Source organism: Pseudomonas sp. DCB_AW (assembly GCF_026240895.1).
GTDB classification, from domain to species: Bacteria; Pseudomonadota; Gammaproteobacteria; order Pseudomonadales; family Pseudomonadaceae; genus Aquipseudomonas; species Aquipseudomonas kermanshahensis.
On the sequence record NZ_JAPFCE010000025.1, the window covers coordinates 47,166 to 67,131 of the forward strand.

General features: G+C 60.8%; 17 protein-coding genes and 2 tRNA genes. 2 read left to right on the forward strand and 17 right to left on the reverse strand.

What is annotated here, in order from left to right; all coding sequences use genetic code 11:
- Positions 1-7: 7 nt before the first annotated feature.
- The 9 genes from rimP to rlmE form a co-directional block, all read right to left on the reverse strand.
- Entirely contained in the window at positions 8-466 is a 459-nt protein-coding gene (rimP, locus tag OO306_RS15470; RefSeq protein ID WP_033694237.1) for a ribosome maturation factor RimP, read from the reverse strand.
- A gap of 130 nt (positions 467-596) precedes the next feature.
- Positions 597-673 (reverse strand) — tRNA-Met (locus OO306_RS15475).
- Between the two features lie 99 nt (positions 674-772).
- Positions 773-858: transfer RNA gene (locus OO306_RS15480), tRNA-Leu, on the reverse strand.
- Between the two features lie 20 nt (positions 859-878).
- Positions 879-1,274 carry a preprotein translocase subunit SecG gene (gene secG / locus OO306_RS15485; RefSeq protein WP_027595026.1) on the reverse strand — a complete coding sequence of 132 codons (396 nt, stop codon included), beginning with the start codon at positions 1,272-1,274 and terminating at the stop codon, positions 879-881.
- A gap of 4 nt (positions 1,275-1,278) precedes the next feature.
- Entirely contained in the window at positions 1,279-2,034 is a 756-nt protein-coding gene (gene tpiA, locus OO306_RS15490; protein ID WP_027595027.1) for a triose-phosphate isomerase, read from the reverse strand.
- Positions 2,035-2,099: 65 nt separating this feature from the next.
- Positions 2,100-3,440: a phosphoglucosamine mutase gene (gene glmM / locus OO306_RS15495; protein WP_027595028.1), complete on the reverse strand. Its 1,341-nt coding sequence runs from the start codon at positions 3,438-3,440 to the stop codon at positions 2,100-2,102.
- 16 nt (positions 3,441-3,456) lie between these two features.
- Positions 3,457-4,308, reverse strand: coding sequence for a dihydropteroate synthase (folP, locus tag OO306_RS15500; protein WP_027595029.1), 852 nt, complete (start codon positions 4,306-4,308; stop codon positions 3,457-3,459).
- Positions 4,309-4,316: 8 nt separating this feature from the next.
- The gene (gene ftsH / locus OO306_RS15505) at positions 4,317-6,221 is read right to left on the reverse strand and encodes an ATP-dependent zinc metalloprotease FtsH (RefSeq protein ID WP_027595030.1); all 1,905 of its coding nucleotides are present in this window, start codon (positions 6,219-6,221) and stop codon (positions 4,317-4,319) included.
- 203 nt (positions 6,222-6,424) lie between these two features.
- The gene (rlmE, locus tag OO306_RS15510; RefSeq protein WP_027595031.1) at positions 6,425-7,051 is read right to left on the reverse strand and encodes a 23S rRNA (uridine(2552)-2'-O)-methyltransferase RlmE; all 627 of its coding nucleotides are present in this window, start codon (positions 7,049-7,051) and stop codon (positions 6,425-6,427) included.
- A 102-nt stretch (positions 7,052-7,153) separates the two neighbouring features.
- On the opposite strand from rlmE, the gene OO306_RS15515 reads away from it, so the two are divergent.
- Positions 7,154-7,462, forward strand: coding sequence for a YhbY family RNA-binding protein (locus OO306_RS15515; protein ID WP_027595032.1), 309 nt, complete (start codon positions 7,154-7,156; stop codon positions 7,460-7,462).
- 12 nt (positions 7,463-7,474) lie between these two features.
- Here OO306_RS15515 and OO306_RS15520 read toward each other — a convergent pair whose 3' ends face one another.
- The 8 genes from OO306_RS15520 to grpE form a co-directional block, all read right to left on the reverse strand.
- Complete coding sequence (locus OO306_RS15520) at positions 7,475-7,924, reverse strand: MFS transporter (RefSeq protein ID WP_081717511.1); 450 nt, start codon at positions 7,922-7,924, stop codon at positions 7,475-7,477.
- Positions 7,902-8,384: a transcription elongation factor GreA gene (gene greA / locus OO306_RS15525; protein ID WP_008098898.1), complete on the reverse strand. Its 483-nt coding sequence runs from the start codon at positions 8,382-8,384 to the stop codon at positions 7,902-7,904. Before greA ends, OO306_RS15520 begins: the two co-directional genes overlap by 23 nt.
- The gene (gene carB, locus OO306_RS15530; protein WP_099430479.1) at positions 8,381-11,602 is read right to left on the reverse strand and encodes a carbamoyl-phosphate synthase large subunit; all 3,222 of its coding nucleotides are present in this window, start codon (positions 11,600-11,602) and stop codon (positions 8,381-8,383) included. The genes greA and carB overlap by 4 nt, the downstream gene beginning before the upstream one ends.
- Before the next feature lie 106 nt (positions 11,603-11,708).
- The gene (gene carA / locus OO306_RS15535) at positions 11,709-12,845 is read right to left on the reverse strand and encodes a glutamine-hydrolyzing carbamoyl-phosphate synthase small subunit (protein ID WP_099430480.1); all 1,137 of its coding nucleotides are present in this window, start codon (positions 12,843-12,845) and stop codon (positions 11,709-11,711) included.
- A gap of 350 nt (positions 12,846-13,195) precedes the next feature.
- Positions 13,196-13,999: a 4-hydroxy-tetrahydrodipicolinate reductase gene (dapB, locus tag OO306_RS15540; protein ID WP_027595037.1), complete on the reverse strand. Its 804-nt coding sequence runs from the start codon at positions 13,997-13,999 to the stop codon at positions 13,196-13,198.
- Between the two features lie 13 nt (positions 14,000-14,012).
- A complete protein-coding gene (dnaJ, locus tag OO306_RS15545; RefSeq protein ID WP_027595038.1) occupies positions 14,013-15,143 on the reverse strand; it encodes a molecular chaperone DnaJ in 1,131 nt (376 codons plus the stop codon).
- Between the two features lie 197 nt (positions 15,144-15,340).
- Positions 15,341-17,266 (reverse strand): molecular chaperone DnaK, encoded by a 1,926-nt coding sequence (gene dnaK / locus OO306_RS15550; protein WP_265969278.1) that lies wholly within the window; start codon positions 17,264-17,266, stop codon positions 15,341-15,343.
- A gap of 101 nt (positions 17,267-17,367) precedes the next feature.
- On the reverse strand, positions 17,368-17,922 hold the full coding sequence (grpE, locus tag OO306_RS15555) for a nucleotide exchange factor GrpE (protein WP_099430483.1): 555 nt from the start codon (positions 17,920-17,922) through the stop codon (positions 17,368-17,370).
- Between the two features lie 193 nt (positions 17,923-18,115).
- On the opposite strand from grpE, the gene recN reads away from it, so the two are divergent.
- Positions 18,116-19,789 (forward strand): DNA repair protein RecN, encoded by a 1,674-nt coding sequence (gene recN, locus OO306_RS15560; protein ID WP_099455350.1) that lies wholly within the window; start codon positions 18,116-18,118, stop codon positions 19,787-19,789.
- Positions 19,790-19,966: the final 177 nt, after the last annotated feature.

Genomic DNA, 19,966 nt, shown 5'->3' on the forward strand with positions numbered 1-19,966 from the left:
GCACGTCTCAGTCAAAACTGGGAATAATATTGGCCTTGTCGATCGAGTCGATCGGCAACAGGAACTCTTGATTGTCCACCTGGACCACCACATCCTGCTCCTCCACACCGCGGAGAAGGCCCTGGAAGTTACGACGACCCTCGAAGGGTGAGCGCAGCTTGATCTTCACTTGTTCGCCGGCATGCGAGGCAAACTGTTCCAGAGTGAACAGCGGGCGATCCATGCCTGGAGACGACACTTCAAGGGTATATTCACTGCTGATCGGATCTTCCACATCAAGAATGGCGCTGGCCTGACGGCTGACCGCTTCGCAGTCGTCAACCAGGATCCCGTCTTCCTTATCGATGTAGATGCGCAGTACCGAATGCTTACCCTGGGAAACGTACTCGATCCCCCAGCACTGATAGCCCAGACCCTCGACAACCGGGGCCAACAAGGCCTGCAACTGTTCTAGCTTGCTCGACACCTGAACCCCCTCGTGCATGCTGTGCAAATAAAAAATGGGCGAAGCGCCCATCCCTGAAAGCGCCGTTGGACAACGACGCCGAAAACTGTTCGGCTAGCAAAAAGCCCCTGAAAAGGGGCTCCGCTGAAGCTGGTTGCGGGGGCTGGATTTGAACCAACGACCTTCGGGTTATGAGCCCGACGAGCTACCAAGCTGCTCCACCCCGCGACAAAGCTGGGGCGAAAGTATAAGACTGAACCCAGTGCTGGGTCAATCCGACCTCCACCTACAAGAAAGCCCGCATAAAGCGGGCTCTCTTGCTTCAATTGGTACCGAGAAGGGGACTCGAACCCCTACACCCTATGGGCACAACCACCTCAAGGTTGCGTGTCTACCAATTCCACCACCTCGGCAATACTACATTTGAAACCCGTTACTTCTGCTCTTCTGCCGGAGGAGGTACATCACCCGTTGTAGGGGCAGTTTCGCTCTTCTGCTGTTGGAGCACCGGTACATCATCATTTACTGCCGGCTTCTGCTCTTTCACTTCCAATACTGCTGGATCTGGAAGGCCCGCCTGGGTCAGCTTGTGAGCTTGTTCCTTGGCGAAGTATCCTAACCCAAGTGCTGTCAAAAAGAAAGTGGCAGCGAGTATTGCAGTGAATTTACTTAGGAAGGTTGCAGAACCTTGGCTTCCGAACACAGTGTTTGAGGCCCCTGCGCCGAAAGATGCACCTGCTTCCGCACCTTTACCCTGTTGTAACAGTACCAGCACTACTAGCGACAGCGCTGCCAACAGATGAAAAACAACGATGACTGTTTCCAGCATTTGTTCAGTTTCCTGCGGCGCGACAAATTGCACCGAATTCGTCTGCGTTCAGGGACGCTCCACCAATGAGCCCCCCATCGATATCCGGCATGCCGAACAGTTCGGCCGCATTGGCCGCCTTCACGCTGCCGCCGTAGAGCAGCTGCACCTTCGCAGCCACTTCAGCATCTTCTGCCGCCAGCTGACTACGGATGGCGGCGTGCACATCCTGAGCCTGCTGTGGCGTGGCCGTTAAGCCAGTGCCGATGGCCCATACAGGCTCATAAGCAATTACTGCATTGGCAAAAGCCTTAACACCGAACGCTTCGATGATACTGCTTAGTTGACGCCCGACAACTTCGAGTGTCTTGCCAGCCTCGCGCTCTTCAAGGGTTTCCCCTATGCACAGCACCGGCTTCAAACCTTTAGCCTGTGCGGCTGCAAACTTGCGGTTAAGCACTTCGTCGGTTTCACCAATGATCTGGCGACGCTCCGAATGCCCAACCAACACCAACTTGCAGCCCACTTCGGCCAGCTGTTCCGGACAAACTTCGCCGGTCAGCGCACCCTGTTCGGGTTGTACAGCAGAATTCTGTGCGCCGACAGTTATTTCTTTACCTGCCAGGCCATCAATCACTTGATTGATGAACAAGGCCGGCGGAAATACCGCGACTTCCACTCCGCTCGGCAGGGCGAGATTGCTCAAGCCCTCGGTCAGCTCAGCGACGCTGGCGCGGGTACCGTGCATCTTCCAGTTACCAGCTACCATAGGGCGACGCATGCTTTACCTCGTCGGTCAAAGTGGGCGCAGATCTTACCCAACCAGATCTGCGCTGGCAAGCGCCTTCAGACACAAACTTCGCCGACCAGTTTCGCCAGCGCTTCGGCATGGGCGCGAACCTGACTTTCGTCATCGCCTTCGACCATGACGCGCACCAAGGGCTCGGTACCGGACTTGCGCAGCAACACACGCCCGCGACCGGCCATCGCCTCGGTCACCTTGGCACTGGCTTCCTTGACTGCAGGGTGCTCCAGCGGGTCGACCTTGCTTGCCCCGTAGCGCACGTTGATCAGCACCTGTGGGCACTTGCGCAGGGCCTGACGGGCCTGGGCCAGGGTCTCGCCGCGACGCTTGAGCGCCATCAGCACCTGCAGCGCGGCAATGATCGCATCACCGGTGGTGGTGTGGTTGCAGCACACGACATGCCCGGAGTTTTCGCCACCGATCAGCCACTCGCGCTCGAGCAGTTCGGCCATGACGTAACGGTCGCCGACCTTGGCCCGCACAAACGGGATATCCAGATCCTTGAGCGCGAGCTCAAGGCCCAGGTTGCTCATCAGCGTACCCACTACCCCGCCCTGCAGCTTGCCGCGGTCGTGCAGATCACGGGCGATGATGAACAGCAGTTCGTCACCGTCGATGATGGCACCGGTGTGGTCGACCATCAGCACCCGATCGCCGTCGCCGTCAAAGGCGATGCCCAGGTCAGCATGACCGACCAGCACGGCCGCCTGCAGCGACTCGATATGGGTCGAACCGCACCCTTCGTTGATGTTCAGGCCATCTGGCTGAGCATGCAGAATGGTAACGTCAGCACCCAGCTCGCGGAACACGCTCGGCGCGACCTTGTAGGTGGCACCATGGGCACAATCGACCACCAGCTTGAGGCCTTCGAAGCTGGTGCTGGAGGGCACACTGCTCTTGCAGAACTCGATGTAGCGGCCGGCTGCGTCGTTGATGCGCGAAACCTTGCCCAGCTTGCTCGACTCGACCACCGTCATGGGCTGATCGAGCAATTCCTCGATCATCAACTCGACTTCGTCAGGCAGCTTGGTGCCTTGCCCGGAGAAGAACTTGATGCCGTTGTCGTCGTGCGGGTTGTGCGAGGCACTGATGACGATACCGGCTTCGGCGTGGAACGTACGCGTGAGGTAGGCGATGGCCGGCGTCGGCATCGGCCCGAGCAGCATCACGTCGGCACCGGCTGCAGACAGCCCCGCCTCAAGTGCGGACTCGAACATGTAACCGGAAATACGCGTGTCCTTGCCCACCAGCACACGGCAATGACCCTGCTTGCGGAAGGCCATGCCGGCGGCCCAGCCGAGTTTCAGCATGAAGTCCGGCGTGATCGGGTATTCGCCGACGCGGCCACGAATGCCGTCGGTACCAAAGTATTTTCTGCTCATAGCGGCTCCAATGTTCTTATTCGGCGTTTTGTACCGCAGCGATCATGCGCACTACATCGACAGTTTCGGCCACATCATGGACGCGAAGGATGCTCGCGCCCTTGGTCATGGCCAACGCTGCCAGCGCCAGGCTGCCGTACAGACGCTCGCCGACCGGACGATCCAGCGTCAGGCCGATCATGCTCTTTCGTGAAACACCCACCAGCAGTGGGCGCCCAAGGCGATAGAGCGCTTCCATGTGTTTGAACAGGCTTAGGTTATGCGCCAATGTCTTGGCGAAACCGAAGCCCGGGTCAAGAATGATTTTGTCTGCAGGGATGCCCGCCGCAGCACAGGCGGCCATCCGCTGTTCAAGATATCGCGTTACGTCGGCCGTCACATCATCGTAATGCGGGTCGTCCTGCATATTGCCCGGCTCACCGCGCATATGCATCAGGCACACCGGCAGGCCGGTGTCCGCCGCCGCATCCAGGGCGCCATCGCGCTCCAGGGCACGAACGTCGTTGATCAGGCCAGCCCCCAGCCGTGCGGATTCACGAATGACCGCAGGCGTGGAGGTATCGACCGAAATGACCACGTCCAGACGACTGTTGATCGCCTCGACCATCGGTGCCACGCGTTCGATTTCTTCGATCACGGACACCGCACGCGCGCCAGGGCGCGTCGATTCGCCACCGATGTCGATCAGCGTGGCGCCCGCGGCAACCATGGCTTCGGCATGGCGCAGCGCAGCGTCGCGCTGGCTGAAGCGCCCGCCATCGGAGAATGAGTCGGGGGTGATATTGAGAATACCCATGACATGGGTACGCGACAAATCAAGAACCCGGTTGCCGCAAGGCAACCGGGTTGGGTACTGCACTGAACTCATAGATGCCCTTAGTGTTGAGCCGCTGGGCCGCCGATTGGCGATTCCGGGCGGTCACCCTGAGCTGCAGGGTTGCCCGAAGCCGAGTCACCATCCCAGTCCCGCGGTTCGCGAGGGGTACGACCCGACATGATGTCGTCGATCTGGTCGGCGTCAATGGTCTCGTACTTCATCAGCGCTTCGGCCATGGCATCGAGCTTGTCGCGGTTGTCGGTGAGCAGCTGCTTGGCCGTGGCGTAGCACTGGTCGATGATGCTGCGCACTTCCGAGTCGATCAGCTTGGCGGTTTCACCCGAGACGCTGGCGTGCTGGCTGCCGGCGCTACGGCCGAGGAACACCTCGCCCTCTTCTTCGGCATACATCAGCGGGCCGAGTTTCTCGGAAAGGCCCCACTTGGTGACCATGTTCCGGGCAATCTGGCTGGCGCGCATGATGTCGTTGGAGGCACCGGTGGTGACGCCATCGAAGCCCAGGGTCATTTCTTCGGCGATACGGCCGCCGTACAGCGAGCAGATCTGGCTGATCAGCGCGCGCTTGGACAGGCTGTAACGGTCTTCCTCAGGCAGGAACATGGTGACACCCAGGGCACGACCACGCGGGATGATCGACACCTTGTAGACCGGGTCATGCTCAGGCACCAGACGACCGACGATGGCGTGACCGGCTTCGTGGTAGGCGGTGTTCTGTTTTTCTTTCTCGGACATGACCATGGTCTTGCGCTCGGCGCCCATCATGATCTTGTCTTTGGCCAGCTCGAACTCTTTCATTTCGACCAGGCGCTTGTTGGAGCGCGCGGCAAACAGCGAAGCTTCGTTGACCAGGTTGGCCAGGTCTGCACCGGAGAAGCCTGGGGTACCACGGGCAATGACCGCCGGGTTGACGTTCTCGCCAATCGGCACCTTGCGCATGTGGACTTTAAGAATCTGCTCACGGCCACGGATGTCCGGCAGGCCCACAACGACCTGACGGTCGAAGCGACCAGGACGCAGCAGTGCAGGGTCCAGCACGTCCGGACGGTTGGTGGCGGCAATGACGATGATGCCATCGTTCATTTCGAAGCCGTCCATCTCTACCAGCAACTGGTTGAGGGTTTGCTCGCGCTCATCGTGACCACCGCCCATGCCGGCGCCACGGTGGCGACCAACGGCGTCGATTTCGTCGATGAAGATGATGCACGGGGCGTGCTTCTTGGCCTGCTCGAACATGTCACGCACACGGCTGGCACCGACACCGACGAACATTTCGACGAAGTCCGAACCGGAAATGGTGAAGAACGGCACTTTCGCCTCACCTGCGATGGCCTTGGCCAACAGGGTCTTACCGGTACCGGGTGGGCCAACCATCAGCACGCCGCGCGGAATACGACCGCCGAGGCGCTGGAATTTGCCCGGGTCGCGCAGGAACTCGACCAGCTCGCCGACTTCTTCCTTGGCTTCGTCGCAACCGGCGACGTCAGCCAGGGTGGTCTTGACCTGGTCTTCGGACAGCAGGCGCGCCTTGCTCTTGCCGAAACTCATCGGCCCGCCCTTGCCGCCCGCGCCACCTTGCATCTGGCGCATGAAGAACATGAACACGGCAATGATCACCAGGATCGGGAAGCTGGCGACCAGCAACTGCGTCCAGATGCTCTGCTGCTCAGGCTGCTTGCCTTCGACGACCACGTGGTTGTCGACCAGGTCGCCGATCAGGCCGTTGTCGGTAATGGCCGGGCGCACGGTCTTGAAGTTGTCGCCGTCGGCACGCTTGCCGGTAATGATGTAGCCGTCGACGGTCACGCGCTCGACTTTCCCGTCTTTAACCTGCTGGATGAAGTCGGAGTAGTTGAGGGTCTGCGGCTCGTTAGGGCTGGAGAAGTTGTTCATCACTGTCACCAGGACAGCTGCGATGATCAACCACAGGATCAGATTCTTTGCCATGTCGTTCAATTCGCTACCCTCTGAGGCCGGCGCACGACGCAGCCGTGCCTCGCATGATATTCATCGCCCTAACTTACTACATTACCTACGCATCCGCAGGCACCGTCTGTAACCCTTTGTGAAACCTAGACTACACGAAGTTCGGACGATACAGACGGGGCGGCCGATTGGAATTAACTATCGACCACCCCGTGGCACGCCTTTCACACGCCTTTGAAACCTTTACCCAGCAGGTACTGCTCACGCGAACGATCCCGCGAAGACGACGGCTTACGCATCTGTACCTTGTCGAACTTGGTGCGCACGTCCTTCAGGTACATGTCGAAGCCTTCGCCCTGGAAAATCTTGATGAGGAAGTCACCACCAGGCTTGAGCACGCGGGTTGCCAGGTCCAGTGCCAATTCGCACAGGAACATGGCGCGCGGCATATCCACTTCAGGCGTACCACTCATATTGGGGGCCATGTCGGAAATCACAAGGTCTACGTGAGAATCACCGACTGCGTCGAGGATCTGCTGCAGGACTGCATCCTGGGTGAAGTCGCCTTGAATGAAGGTAACGTCAGGGATCGAGTCCATTTCCAGGATGTCGGAGGCGATCAGGCGCCCTTGGCCACCAATCAGACGACTGGTCACCTGCGACCAGCCACCCGGGGCTGCGCCGAGGTCGATCACACTCATGCCAGGACGGATCAAACGGTCCTTTTCCTGGATCTCAAGCAGTTTGTAGCTCGCACGCGAGCGGTAGCCATCCTTCTGCGCTTGCTTCACAAAAGGGTCGTTAAAATGCTCTCGCAGCCAGTTAGCGCTGCTTTTGGAACGTTGTACCACGGGGCACCTCGATGATATGCGTCGTGATTGACTGGGCGGAGCCAGGGGCCCTCGGGTAAAATGCCTGTCAATTTTACAGAATCAGACGGAAAGGGTCAGATTATGCCGCTCAATAACGAGCAGAAGAAGCAATACAAGTCCATTGGTCATGACCTGAAGCCGGTCCTGATCGTTGCTGGCAACGGTGTTAACGAAGGCGTTGCCGCCGAACTGGAACGCGCACTCGCCGATCATGAACTGATCAAAGTCGAGATTCGCTCCGAAGATCGTGAAGAACGTGCCGCCGCCATTGCCGAATTGTGCAAGGTTGGCCGCGCCGAACTGGTGCAGACCATCGGCAAGAAAGCGCTGATCTACCGGAAGAACCCACAGCCGAACAAACAGCTGTCCAACATCCACCGCTTCAAATAATAGCGGCTCCGATCAGTGGCGCGCCTGGCGCGCCCTGACCGGTACGGGTTGGGCCACCAGCACGATGCCGGAAAAGCCCAGTACCAGGAAACAAAACATCTGCCAGCGCTCGCCCACTGAAATGCCGTAGCGCAAGGTGTAATACCCCACGCAAGCACCGAAGCCGAGCAACAGCATCTGGCCACGGAACTGCCGCCACCAGGCAGACAGCCCCTCTACCCTCGCCAATACCGCCAGCTGGGTCAACAAGCCTAGCAAGGCCACGCCAATCAACCAGCGGTCGATCTGCCCAGCGACATCCTGCACCAGCAGGGGCGCCAGGCCAGTGACCTTGAGCGCGGGCACCAGCCCCACATGAAACACCCACAAGCCGCCGACCCAGAATACCTGGGCCAGCTGCCAGAGGATCCCTTCAAGGGATGGCGCCCGCAGGCGCCGATCAGATGTGTTTGACTTCGACAATCTCGTACTCGACCGTGCCACTTGGCGTCTTGACGACGACGGTATCACCTTCTTCCTTGCCGATGATGGCACGGGCAATGGGTGCGCCGCTCGAAAGCTTGCCCTGTTTCACGTCGGCTTCATCCTCGCCGACGATCTGGTAGGTCACTTCATCATCGGTTTCGGTGTTGGCCAGCACCACGGTGGTGCCGAAAATCACCTTGCCGGTGTGAGGGATCGTGGTCACGTCGATCACGACCGAGTTCTGCAGGCGGCCTTCGATGTCGCGGATACGCGCCTCGACCATGCCCTGCTCCTCACGGGCGGCATGGTATTCGGCGTTTTCCTTGAGATCGCCCAGCTCGCGCGCCTCACCAATCGCCTGGCTCAGGCGCGGGCGTTCGGTCTTGCTCAGGAACAGGTGCTCTTCTTCCAGGGCGCGAGCGCCCTGGACGGTCATCGGGTACTTGGTAATGCTCATGCTTTAAGTCCTGCATGCAGATCTTGCAAGCGACGAACGGTCTTCTCAGGACCAAACTTCAACGCTTCGCAGATGGCTTCACCGGCCGCAATGGTGGTGGTGCAGTAAATCTTGTGCTGCAGCGCATTGCGACGAATCGAGTAGGAATCAGCGATCGACTGACGGCCTTCGGTGGTGTTGATGATCAGCGACACTTCGTCGTTCTTGATCATGTCGACCACGTGCGGGCGACCTTCGGTCACTTTGTTCACACGGCGCACTTTCAGGCCAGCCGCCTCGATAACCTTGGCGGTGCCGGCAGTGGCAACCACTTCGAAGCCCAGGGCGATCAGGTCGCGGGCAACGCCAGCCACTTGTGGCTTGTCGTCGTCACGCACGCTGATGAACGCAGTACCGCCGGTCGGCAGCACTTCGCTGGCACCCATCTGGGCCTTGGCGAAGGCTTCACCGAAGCTGTCACCGACGCCCATGACTTCACCGGTCGATTTCATCTCAGGGCCGAGGATCGGGTCAACCCCTGGGAACTTGGCGAACGGGAAGACGGCTTCCTTGACGCTGTAGAAGTTCGGGATGATTTCTTTGGTGAAACCGATCTCTTTCAGGGTTTTGCCAGCCATGACGCGGGCCGCGATCATCGCCAGCGAAGTGCCGATGCACTTGGAGACGAACGGTACGGTACGCGAGGCGCGCGGGTTGACTTCGATCACGTAGATCTTGTCGCCCTGCAGGGCCAGCTGCACGTTCATCAGGCCGACCACGCCCAGCTCCAGGGCCATTTTCTTGACCTGTTCGCGGACTTCGTCCTGCACGTGAGCCGGCAGCGAGTACGGTGGCAGCGAGCACGCCGAGTCACCGGAGTGAACACCCGCCTGCTCAATGTGCTGCATGATCGCGCCGATCACCACGTCGGTGCCGTCGCAGACCGCATCCACGTCCATCTCGATGGCGCAGTTGAGGAAGTGGTCGAGCAGCACCGGGCTGTCGTTGGACACTTGTACCGCTTCACGCAGGTAGCGCTTGAGTTCGTCCAGCTCGTAGACGATTTCCATGGCGCGACCACCCAGTACGTACGACGGGCGCACGACCAGTGGGTAACCGATGCCGCCCGCAGCGCGGATCGCTTCTTCTTCGCTGCGCACGGTAGCGTTTGGCGGCTGCAGCAGGTTCAGGCGCTGAACCATCTGCTGGAAACGCTCACGGTCTTCGGCACGGTCGATGGCGTCCGGGCTGGTACCGATGATCGGTACGCCGGCTTCTTCCAGGGCGCGGGCCAGTTTCAGCGGGGTTTGGCCGCCGTAGTGCACGATGACGCCTTTCGGCTTCTCGACGCGGCAGACTTCCAGCACGTCTTCCAGGGTCAGCGGCTCGAAGTACAGGCGGTCGGAGGTGTCGTAGTCGGTGGAGACGGTTTCTGGGTTGCAGTTGACCATGATGGTCTCGTAACCGTCTTCACGCAGGGCCAGTGCCGCGTGTACGCAGCAGTAGTCGAACTCGATGCCTTGGCCGATACGGTTAGGGCCGCCACCCAAGATCATGATCTTGTCGCGGGTCGACGGGTTGGCCTCGCACTCTTCCTCGTAGGTCGAATACAGGTAGGCGGTGTCGGTGGCGAACTCGGCGGCGCAGGTGTCGACGCGCTTGTAGACCGGGAACACTTCCAGCTTGTGACGGTGGCGACGCAGGTTCTTGTCGGTGATACCGAGCAGTACGGCCAGGCGCTGGTCCGAGAAGCCTTTGCGCTTGAGGCGCAGCATCAGGTTCTTGTCGATGGCCGACAGGGCCAAGGTCTTGACCTTCTCTTCTTCCTTGATCAGGTCTTCCATCTGAACCAGGAACCACATGTCGATGCCGGTCAGGGCAAAGATTTCTTCGCAGGTCATGCCCGAACGCATGGCGTCAGCGACGTACCAGATACGCTCGGCACCCGGCACGGTCAGTTCGCGCTTGAGGATGCTGGCAGCTTCTGGGCTGGCCAGGTCGACTTTCGGGTCCAGGCCGCAGGCACCGACTTCCAGGCCGCGCAGGGCTTTCTGCAGGGATTCCTGGAAGGTACGGCCGATGGCCATGACTTCACCCACAGATTTCATCTGGGTGGTCAGGCGGGCGTCGGCTTTCGGGAATTTCTCGAAGGCGAAGCGTGGCAGCTTGGTGACGACGTAGTCGATCGACGGCTCGAACGACGCCGGGGTGCGGCCGCCGGTGATGTCGTTTTGCAGCTCGTCGAGGGTGTAGCCGACGGCCAGCTTGGCGGCGATCTTGGCGATCGGGAAGCCAGTAGCCTTGGAAGCCAGGGCCGACGAACGCGATACGCGCGGGTTCATCTCGATCACGACCATGCGGCCGGTGTCTGGGCAGATACCGAACTGCACGTTGGAACCGCCGGTTTCGACACCGATTTCACGCAGCACCGCCAGCGAGGCGTTGCGCATGATCTGGTATTCCTTGTCGGTCAGGGTCTGCGCTGGGGCAACGGTGATCGAGTCACCGGTGTGCACGCCCATCGGGTCGAAGTTTTCGATCGAGCAGACGATGATGCAGTTGTCCTTCTTGTCACGGACCACCTCCATCTCGTATTCCTTCCAGCCGATCAGCGATTCGTCGATCAGCAGCTCTTTGGTCGGCGACAGGTCCAGACCACGGGCGCAGATTTCTTCGAATTCTTCACGGTTGTAGGCGATACCACCACCGGTGCCGCCCATGGTGAACGACGGGCGGATGATGCACGGGAAGCCGAGCTTCTCGAGGACCGCATTGGCCTCTTCCATGCTGTGGGCGATACCGGAGCGCGGGCACTCCAGGCCGATGTCCTTCATCGCCTTGTCAAAGCGCGAGCGGTCTTCTGCCTTGTCGATGGTGTCGGCGTTGGCGCCGATCATCTCTACGCCGAACTTTTCCAGAACGCCATGGCGCTCCAGGTCCAGGGCGCAGTTCAGCGCGGTCTGGCCACCCATGGTCGGCAGCACCGCGTCTGGGCGCTCTTTTTCGATGATCTTGGCCACCGACTGCCATTTGATCGGCTCGATGTAGGTGGCGTCGGCCATGTCCGGGTCGGTCATGATGGTGGCCGGGTTGGAGTTCACCAGGATGACGCGGAAACCTTCCTCGCGCAGGGCTTTGCAAGCCTGGGCGCCGGAGTAGTCGAATTCGCAGGCCTGGCCGATCACGATCGGGCCAGCGCCGAGAATCAGGATGCTTTTGATGTCTGTACGTTTTGGCATGGTTGTCACTCAAATCCGCGGGTCAGTCGGCAAGCCGTCTTGAACAATCTGGGTCAGGCGCTTCCGGGCGCGGCGCAAGCCGGCCCGGGGCCTTGATGCAGGATGCTCAGCGGCGCTTGGCCATGGCATCGGTGAAACGATCGAACAGTGGCGCGACGTCAGTCGGGCCTGGGCTCGCTTCAGGGTGGCCCTGGAAGCTGAACGCGCTCTTGTCGGTGCGCTCGATGCCCTGCAGGGTACCGTCGAACAGCGACTTGTGGATGGCGCGGACGTTGCCCGGCAGGGTGGCTTCGTCGACGGCGAAACCGTGGTTCTGGCTGGTGATCATGACCACGCCGGTGTCCAGGTCCTGGACCGGGTGGTTGGCACCGTGGTGGCCGTGGCCCATCTTGACGGTCTTGGCGCCGGAGGCCAGGGCCAGCAGTTGGTGACCGAGGCAGATGCCGAACACCGGGATCTCGGTTTCAAGGATTTCCTTGATTGCCTGGATCGCGTAGTCGCAAGGCTCCGGATCGCCAGGGCCGTTGGACAGGAACACGCCATCGGGGTTGAGCGCGAGCACTTCGCTGGCCGGGGTCTGGGCAGGCACCACGGTCACGCGGCAGCCACGGGCCACCAGCATGCGCAGGATGTTCAGCTTGACGCCGTAGTCGAAGGCGACCACGTGGTACGGCAGCTCGGAGGCTTCGATGGTTGGGTGGCTGTCGGTTTTCAGTTCCCACACGCTGGAGCGCCACTCGTAGCGCTCTTTGGTGGAGACGACCTTGGCCAAGTCCATGCCCTTGAGGCCTGGGAAGCCGCGGGCGGCGGCGATGGCGGCTTCTTCGCTGATGTTGTCACCGGCGAGGATGCAACCGTTCTGAGCGCCCTTTTCACGCAGGATACGGGTCAGGCGACGGGTGTCGATGCCAGCGATGGCGACGACGTTGTGGGCCTTGAGGTAGTCCGGCAGCGACTGGGTGTTACGCCAGTTGCTGGCCAGCAGCGGCAGGTCACGGATGACCAGGCCGGCAGACCAGACACGGTTCGACTCGGCGTCTTCCGGGGTAGTACCGGTGTTGCCGATGTGCGGATAGGTCAGGGTAACGATTTGCTGGGCGTAGGAAGGGTCTGTAAGGATTTCCTGGTAGCCGGTCATAGCGGTGTTGAACACCACCTCACCAACGGTCTGACCGTCGGCACCGATGGCTTCACCGCGAAAAATACTGCCGTCGGCAAGGGCGAGTATGGCTGGCTTTGTCAAGAAGACCTCCCGTAAATCAAGCATGAAAGGGCGATCGCAGGTTGCAAAAAAGCGGAGTGACGTATGGACACGTCACCCCGCTTTCATGTGCTGAATTCAATTCGCTGCGCGCTTTTAGTGGACACACTAAAGCTGTAGCTTACAGAAAAGTGCTTTTTGGGTCTACCGTATATGTGCCTCTAAAACACATGATTGCGACAGACTGACCTCGCTTGCACCGGAAATCCTGTAGGAGCGGCCTTGCGTCGCGAAAGGACTGCGCAGCAGTCCCCGGGTTTTCGCGGCGCCGCTAACAGCCCCGGGGCCGCTTTGCGGCCCTTTCGCGACACAAGGCCGCTCCCACACACGGATCAGTGCAGCCCCAGAACGTCCTGCATGTCGTACAGGCCCGGCTCGCGCCCGTCCAGCCACAGCGCGGCACGTACCGCACCCTTGGCGAACGTCATGCGGCTCGACGCCTTGTGGGTGATCTCCAGGCGCTCGCCTTCAGCGGCGAACAGCACGGTGTGGTCACCCACCACATCACCGGCACGCACGGTGGCGAAGCCGATGGTCTTGCGATCACGCGCGCCGGTCTGGCCTTCACGGCCATACACCGCCACTTCCTGCAGGTTACGGCCCAACGCATTGGCAACCACTTCACCCATGCGCAGCGCAGTACCCGACGGCGCATCGACCTTGTGACGGTGGTGCGCTTCGATGATCTCGATGTCGACATCATCACCCAGCACCCGCGCCGCCATGTCCAGCAGCTTGAGGCTGAGGTTGACGCCCACACTGAAGTTGGCGGCGAACACGATCGGGATTTCCTTGCCCGCGTCAGCCAGCAATTGCTTCTCTTCGACGCTGAAACCGGTGGTGCCGATAATCATCGCCTTGCCATGCTTGCGGCAGAAGGCCAGGTTCTTCAGGGTTACCGAAGGGTGGGTGAAGTCGATCAGCACGTCGAATTCGTCGGCAACCTTGGCCAGGTCATCGGACAGCAGCACGCCGATCCGACCGAGGGCCGCCAGCTCACCTGCATCAGCCCCGACCAGCGAGCTGTCAGGGCGATCGATCGCCGCCGTCAACCCGGCTCCTGGCGTTTGCTGCACGGCCTCGATGAGGGTTTTGCCCATCCGCCCTGCTGCACCCATCACTGCAATACGTCGCATCGCTATTTCCTTGTCAGAGATCGCCGAAGAAGCGCTTTACACCGTCGAACCAGCCACTGGCCTTGGGCGAATGGGAGCTGTCGCCTTCCAGCGAATCACGCAGCTCTTCGAGCAGCTCGCGCTGACGACGGCTGAGGTTGACCGGGGTTTCCACCGCCACACGGCACAGCAGGTCACCGGCACCGCCACCGCGCACCGGCGCAACACCCTTGCCACGCAAGCGGAACTGCTTGCCGGTCTGGGTACCTTCCGGAATCTTCAGCTTCACGCGGCCATCGAGGGTTGGCACTTCCAGCTCGCCACCCAGCGCTGCATCGGTATAGCTGATCGGCACTTCGCAGTACAGGTGCTTGCCGTCACGCTGGAAGATCTCGTGCTCACGCACGTTGATCACCACGTACAGGTCGCCGGTCGGACCACCGTGGGTACCGGCCTCGCCTTCGCCCGACAGGCGAATGCGGTCACCGGTATCGACACCTGCCGGCACCTTGACCGACAGCGTCTTGTATTCCTCGACACGGCCTTCGCCATGGCACGAATTGCAAGGGTCGGTAATGATCTTGCCCTGGCCATGGCAGCGCGGGCAGGTCTGCTGCACCGAGAAGAAGCCTTGCTGCATACGCACTTGGCCAATACCGCCGCACGTCGGGCAGGTCGACGGGGTCGAGCCCTTCTTCGCGCCAGAACCGTCGCAAGGCGTGCAATTGACCAGCGTCGGCACGCGGATACTGACCGTGGTGCCACGCACCGCTTCTTCCAGGTTCAGCTCCAGGGTGTAGCGCAGGTCGCTGCCACGCTGGGCACCACCACGACCACCGCCACGGCCGCCGCCGCCACCGAAGAAGTCACTGAACACATCACCGAAGATGTCAGAGAAGTTGGCGCCGCCGAAGCCTGCACCACCGCCACCCATGCTTGGGTCGACGCCGGCGTGGCCGTACTGGTCGAACGCCGCGCGCTTGCTGGCGTCAGACAGTACTTCGTAGGCCTCGTTGGCCTCCTTGAACTTGTCTTCCGACTCTTTGTCGCCTGGGTTGCGGTCCGGGTGGAACTTCATCGCCAGGCGGCGATAGGCCTTTTTCAGGTCAGCTTCACTGGCGCCGCGCTCGACACCCAGGACCTCATAATAATCACGCTTGGACATAGGTCATTTGCACCTTGTTGGGCGTTCGGCATCTGCGCCGCGCCATCAGCACCCGCCCAAACACCACGAATGGCCCTGACAGATGCTGTAAAAATTCTCGAATTCCAGATACGCCAACGCGGGAGCAAGCCCCCGCGCGGCGACATCCTACCAGCTCACCGACAACCGCCGGTGAGCTGGCCGACAACATGCAACGATTACTTCTTGTCGTCGCCTTTTACTTCTTCGAACTCGGCGTCAACCACGTCATCGTGCTTGGCTTCCGGCTCGGCCTGCTGCGCGCCGCCCTGAGGCTGTTCGGCCGACTGCTCGGCGTACATCTTCTGGGCAACCGGTGCCGACACCTTGGACAGCTCTTCGACCTTGGCGTCGATGGCAGCCTTGTCGTCGCCTTTGACAGCGGCTTCCAGGGCAACCACGGCCGCTTCGATGGCGGTTTTCTCTTCGGCAGTGACCTTGTCACCGGCGTCAGCGACCATCTTGCGGGTCGAGTGAACCAGCGCGTCACCCTGGTTACGGGCACCGGCCAGCTCTTCGAACTTGCGGTCTTCCTCGGCGTTGGCCTCGGCGTCACGCACCATCTTCTCGATTTCTTCGTCGGACAGGCCGGAGTTGGCCTTAATCACGATCGACTGGGTCTTGCCGGTGGCCTTGTCTTTCGCGCCGACGTGCAGGATGCCGTTGGCGTCGATGTCGAAGGTCACTTCGATCTGCGGAACACCACGCGGTGCTGGCGGAATGTCAGCCAGGTCGAACTTGCCCAGCGACTTGTTCTGCGAAGCTTGCTTACGCTCGCCCTGCAGCACGTGAATGGTCACTGCGCCCTGGTTGTCGTCGGCAGTCGAGAACACCTGCGACTTCTTGGTCGGGATGGTGGTGTTTTTCTCGATCAGCGCGGTCATCACGCCACCCATGGTTTCGATACCCAGGGTCAGCGGGCTGACGTCCAGCAGCAGAACGTCTTTGACGTCACCGGCCAGAACGGCACCCTGGATAGCGGCGCCCATGGCGACGGCTTCGTCCGGGTTGACGTCCTTGCGTGCTTCCTTGCCGAAGAAGTCAGCAACGGTTTTCTGTACCAGCGGCATACGGGTCTGGCCGCCAACCAGGATCACGTCGTCGATCTTGCTGGCGTCGATGCCAGCGTCTTTCAGCGCGATGCGGCAAGGCTCGATGGTGCGCTGCACCAGCTCTTCTACCAGCGACTCCAGCTTGGCGCGGGAGATCTTCACGTTCAGGTGCTTAGGACCGGTGGCGTCTGCAGTGATGTACGGCAGGTTGACGTCGGTCGACTGAGCGGAAGACAGCTCGATCTTGGCTTTTTCCGCGGCTTCTTTCAGACGCTGCATGGCCAGAGGGTCGCCCTTCAGGTTCATGCCGGACTCTTTCTTGAACTCTTCAACCAGGTAGTCGATCAGCAGCATGTCGAAGTCTTCGCCACCCAGGAAGGTGTCACCGTTGGTCGCCAGTACTTCGAACTGGTGCTCACCGTCGACTTCGGCGATTTCGATGACCGAAACGTCGAAGGTACCGCCACCCAGGTCATAAACGATGACAGTGTGGTCGCCCTTGGCCTTGTCCATGCCGTACGCCAGTGCAGCAGCGGTCGGCTCGTTGATGATGCGCTTGACGTCCAGACCGGCGATGCGGCCGGCGTCTTTGGTAGCCTGGCGCTGGCTGTCGTTGAAGTAAGCCGGAACGGTGATGACCGCTTCGGTAACTGGCTCGCCGAGGTAATCTTCGGCGGTCTTCTTCATTTTCTTCAACACTTCGGCGCTGATTTGCGGCGGTGCCATTTTCTGGCCGTTGACTTCAACCCAGGCGTCACCGTTTTCGGCCTTGGCGATCTTGTACGGAACCAGCTGAATGTCTTTTTGCACGACTTGCTCTTCGAAGCGGCGGCCAATCAGGCGCTTCACTGCGAACAGGGTGTTGTGCGGGTTGGTCACAGCCTGGCGCTTGGCCGACTGACCCACCAGGATTTCGCCATCGTTGGCGTATGCCACGATCGAAGGGGTAGTACGCGCACCCTCGGCGTTTTCGATGACTTTGACGTTACCGTTTTCCAGGATGGAGACGCACGAGTTGGTGGTCCCCAGGTCGATACCGATGATTTTACCCATGTTAACTCTCCCGAAACTTGAATTTGGTAGCAGCGACTACTTTGGCCAACTGCGGTAATACTTGAAGGCTTGACACCTAGATGGGGTTGCCCCGGCGGATTTCAAGCCTTTTCGTTGATCGAAGGCTGAGCTGCACTTGGCGCCTTGCTGACCACCACCATGGCGGGGCGCAGCAGGCGGCCGTTGAGCAGGTAGCCTTTCTGGAACACGTTCAACACGCTGTTCGGCTCTACTTCGCCGTTTTCCTGCATGGCCATGGCCTGATGGTGTTCAGGGTTGAACGGCTGGCCGTGCGGATCGACAACTTCGAGGTTGTAGCGCTTGAGGGTGTCCTGGAACATCTTCAAGGTCAGCTCGACGCCTTCGCGGATCTGCTTGACGTGTTCGTCGTCGGCGCTGGAGTGGGCCAGGGCCAGTTCCAGGCTGTCGATCACTGGCAGCAGGTCGCTGGAGAACTTCTCCAGGGCGAACTTGTGGGCCTTCTCGACATCCTGCTCGGCGCGACGGCGCACGTTCTGCAAATCGGCAACAGCGCGCAGCGACTGATCCTTGGCGGCGGCCAGCTGTTCCTCGAGCTCCAGAACACGGGCGCCGACAGCATCTGCACCGGTTTCTTCGACGTTAAGGTCTTTCTCATTCAGCTGTTCGTCAGCCATTGGGTCTCTCCTGCGCAAATTTCTGGATTACGAGCCAGGCTCGCCTTTGTTGTCGGCTATATGGGGCCGGAAAAACCAGCTTCAAGGGGCAGCGTGGTTTTCCGGGCCACATGAGAATCTGTGAGCGGGCATTGTCAGGGTGGAAAAAAGTACTGTATAAATAACCAGACCTGAACCTTCGGGAGCCGCCCCCATGCTGGTGCACCTGTCCATTCACAACTACGCCATCGTCGAACACCTCGACCTCGAGCTTGCCCGCGGCATGTCCGTCATCACCGGCGAGACCGGCGCAGGCAAATCGATCATGCTCGACGCCCTCGGCCTGGCCCTCGGCGACCGCGCAGACAGCGGCGTGGTGCGCCCCGGTGCAGACAAGGCGGACATCCTCGCCACCTTCGACCTGGCAGACATCCCCGAAGCCCGCACCTGGCTGGCCGAGCGTGACCTGGACAACGACGGCCCGTGCATCCTGCGCCGGGTGATCACCGCCGAAGGCCGCAGCCGTGGCTACATCAACGGCACGCCTTGCCCGCTCAGCGACCTCAAATCGCTTGGCGAACTGCTGATCGACATCCACAGCCAGCACGAGCACCAGTCGCTGCTCAAAACCGACACCCATCGGCGCCTGCTGGACGAATACGCCGGCGCCATCGACCTGGCCCGCCAGGTGCAACTGGCCGCCAAGCGCTGGAACCAGACCCGCCTGGAGCTGGAGCGCCTGTCCAATTCCGGTGACGAGCAACGCGCCCGCCACCAGCTGTTGAGCTATCAGCTCGAGGAGCTGGACAACCTCGGCCTGGGCGAAAACGAGCTGGTACAGCTGGAGCAGGAACATAAGAACCTGACCAACGCCGAAGCCCTGTTCGGCATCTGCCGCCAGGTCATCGACCAGTGCAGCGAGAGCGACTCGGGCAACGTGCTCAGCGCCCTCACCTCCAGCCTCAATCGGCTGGGCGCCGCCACCAACTCACCCAAGGCGCTGGGCGAAGCCGCCAACCTGATTGCCAGCGCGCAGATTCAGGTCGAAGAAGCCGTGGGCGAGCTCAACCGCTTCCTCGATCACTTCGACGCCGACCCCATGCGCCTGCAGGCCCTGGAAGAGCGCCTCGACACTATCTACACCCTGGCCCGCAAACACCGCGTGCACCCCACCGAACTGCCGCATCTGCAGCAGCGCTTGATGGAAGAGCTGGAAGGCTTGAACGCCAGCGACGAATCGATCGAGCGCCTGGGCGAAGAGCTGGCCGCCTATGCCCAACACTATAAAGAGCGGGCTCGCGAGCTGAGCGCCTTGCGCCAGCAGGCCGCGCAACAGTTGGCAGTCGCCGTCGAGCAAGAAGTCCAACGCCTGGGTATGCCGGGTGGTCGCTTCTGCATCGAGCTTACCCCCAACGAAGGCAACGACCTGTCGCCCCACGGCCTCGAGCAAATCGAACTGTTGGTGAGCGCCAACCCCGGCCAGCCACTCAAAGGCCTGGCCAAGGTCGCCTCGGGTGGCGAGCTGTCACGCATCAGCCTGGCGATCCAGGTGATCACTGCACAGACCTCGCGTATCCCCACCCTGGTGTTCGACGAAGTCGACGTCGGCATCGGCGGCCCTACCGCGGAGATCGTCGGCCAACTGCTGCGCCGGCTGGGTGACCGCGGCCAGGTACTGACCGTAACCCACCTGCCGCAGGTCGCGGCACAAGGGCATCACCACCTGTTCGTGCACAAGGTGCGCCACAGCGACACCACCCACACGGCGGTGGCCAGCCTGGGTAAACGCGAACGGGTCGAAGAAGTGGCGCGCATGCTGGGCGGCATCGACCTGACCAAGGAATCCCTGGCACATGCACGCAAGATGGTAGTCAGCGGCAAGGCTTAGTGACTGGCCTGCGCATTACCTGCTTAATGGACTGGCCTACGCATTACCTGCTTAATGACCGGCCTATGCGTTACCTGCTTAATGACTGGCCTACGCATTACCTGTAGGAGCAGCCTTGTGCTGCGAAGAGGCCGGGGGCAGCGGCACAGCCCTACTGTGTTTTCACCGGCCTCTTCG

Coding starts and splice junctions, on each gene's coding strand:
- secG (WP_027595026.1), bottom strand. CDS start 1,274: ATGCTGGAAACAGTCATCGTTGTTTTTCATCTGTTGGCAGCGCTGTCG.
- tpiA (WP_027595027.1), bottom strand. CDS start 2,034: ATGCGTCGCCCTATGGTAGCTGGTAACTGGAAGATGCACGGTACCCGC.
- glmM (WP_027595028.1), bottom strand. CDS start 3,440: ATGAGCAGAAAATACTTTGGTACCGACGGCATTCGTGGCCGCGTCGGC.
- folP (WP_027595029.1), bottom strand. CDS start 4,308: ATGAGTTCAGTGCAGTACCCAACCCGGTTGCCTTGCGGCAACCGGGTT.
- ftsH (WP_027595030.1), bottom strand. CDS start 6,221: ATGGCAAAGAATCTGATCCTGTGGTTGATCATCGCAGCTGTCCTGGTG.
- OO306_RS15515 (WP_027595032.1), top strand. CDS start 7,154: ATGCCGCTCAATAACGAGCAGAAGAAGCAATACAAGTCCATTGGTCAT.
- greA (WP_008098898.1), bottom strand. CDS start 8,384: ATGAGCATTACCAAGTACCCGATGACCGTCCAGGGCGCTCGCGCCCTG.
- carB (WP_099430479.1), bottom strand. CDS start 11,602: ATGCCAAAACGTACAGACATCAAAAGCATCCTGATTCTCGGCGCTGGC.
- dapB (WP_027595037.1), bottom strand. CDS start 13,999: ATGCGACGTATTGCAGTGATGGGTGCAGCAGGGCGGATGGGCAAAACC.
- dnaJ (WP_027595038.1), bottom strand. CDS start 15,143: ATGTCCAAGCGTGATTATTATGAGGTCCTGGGTGTCGAGCGCGGCGCC.
- dnaK (WP_265969278.1), bottom strand. CDS start 17,266: ATGGGTAAAATCATCGGTATCGACCTGGGGACCACCAACTCGTGCGTC.
- grpE (WP_099430483.1), bottom strand. CDS start 17,922: ATGGCTGACGAACAGCTGAATGAGAAAGACCTTAACGTCGAAGAAACC.
- recN (WP_099455350.1), top strand. CDS start 18,116: ATGCTGGTGCACCTGTCCATTCACAACTACGCCATCGTCGAACACCTC.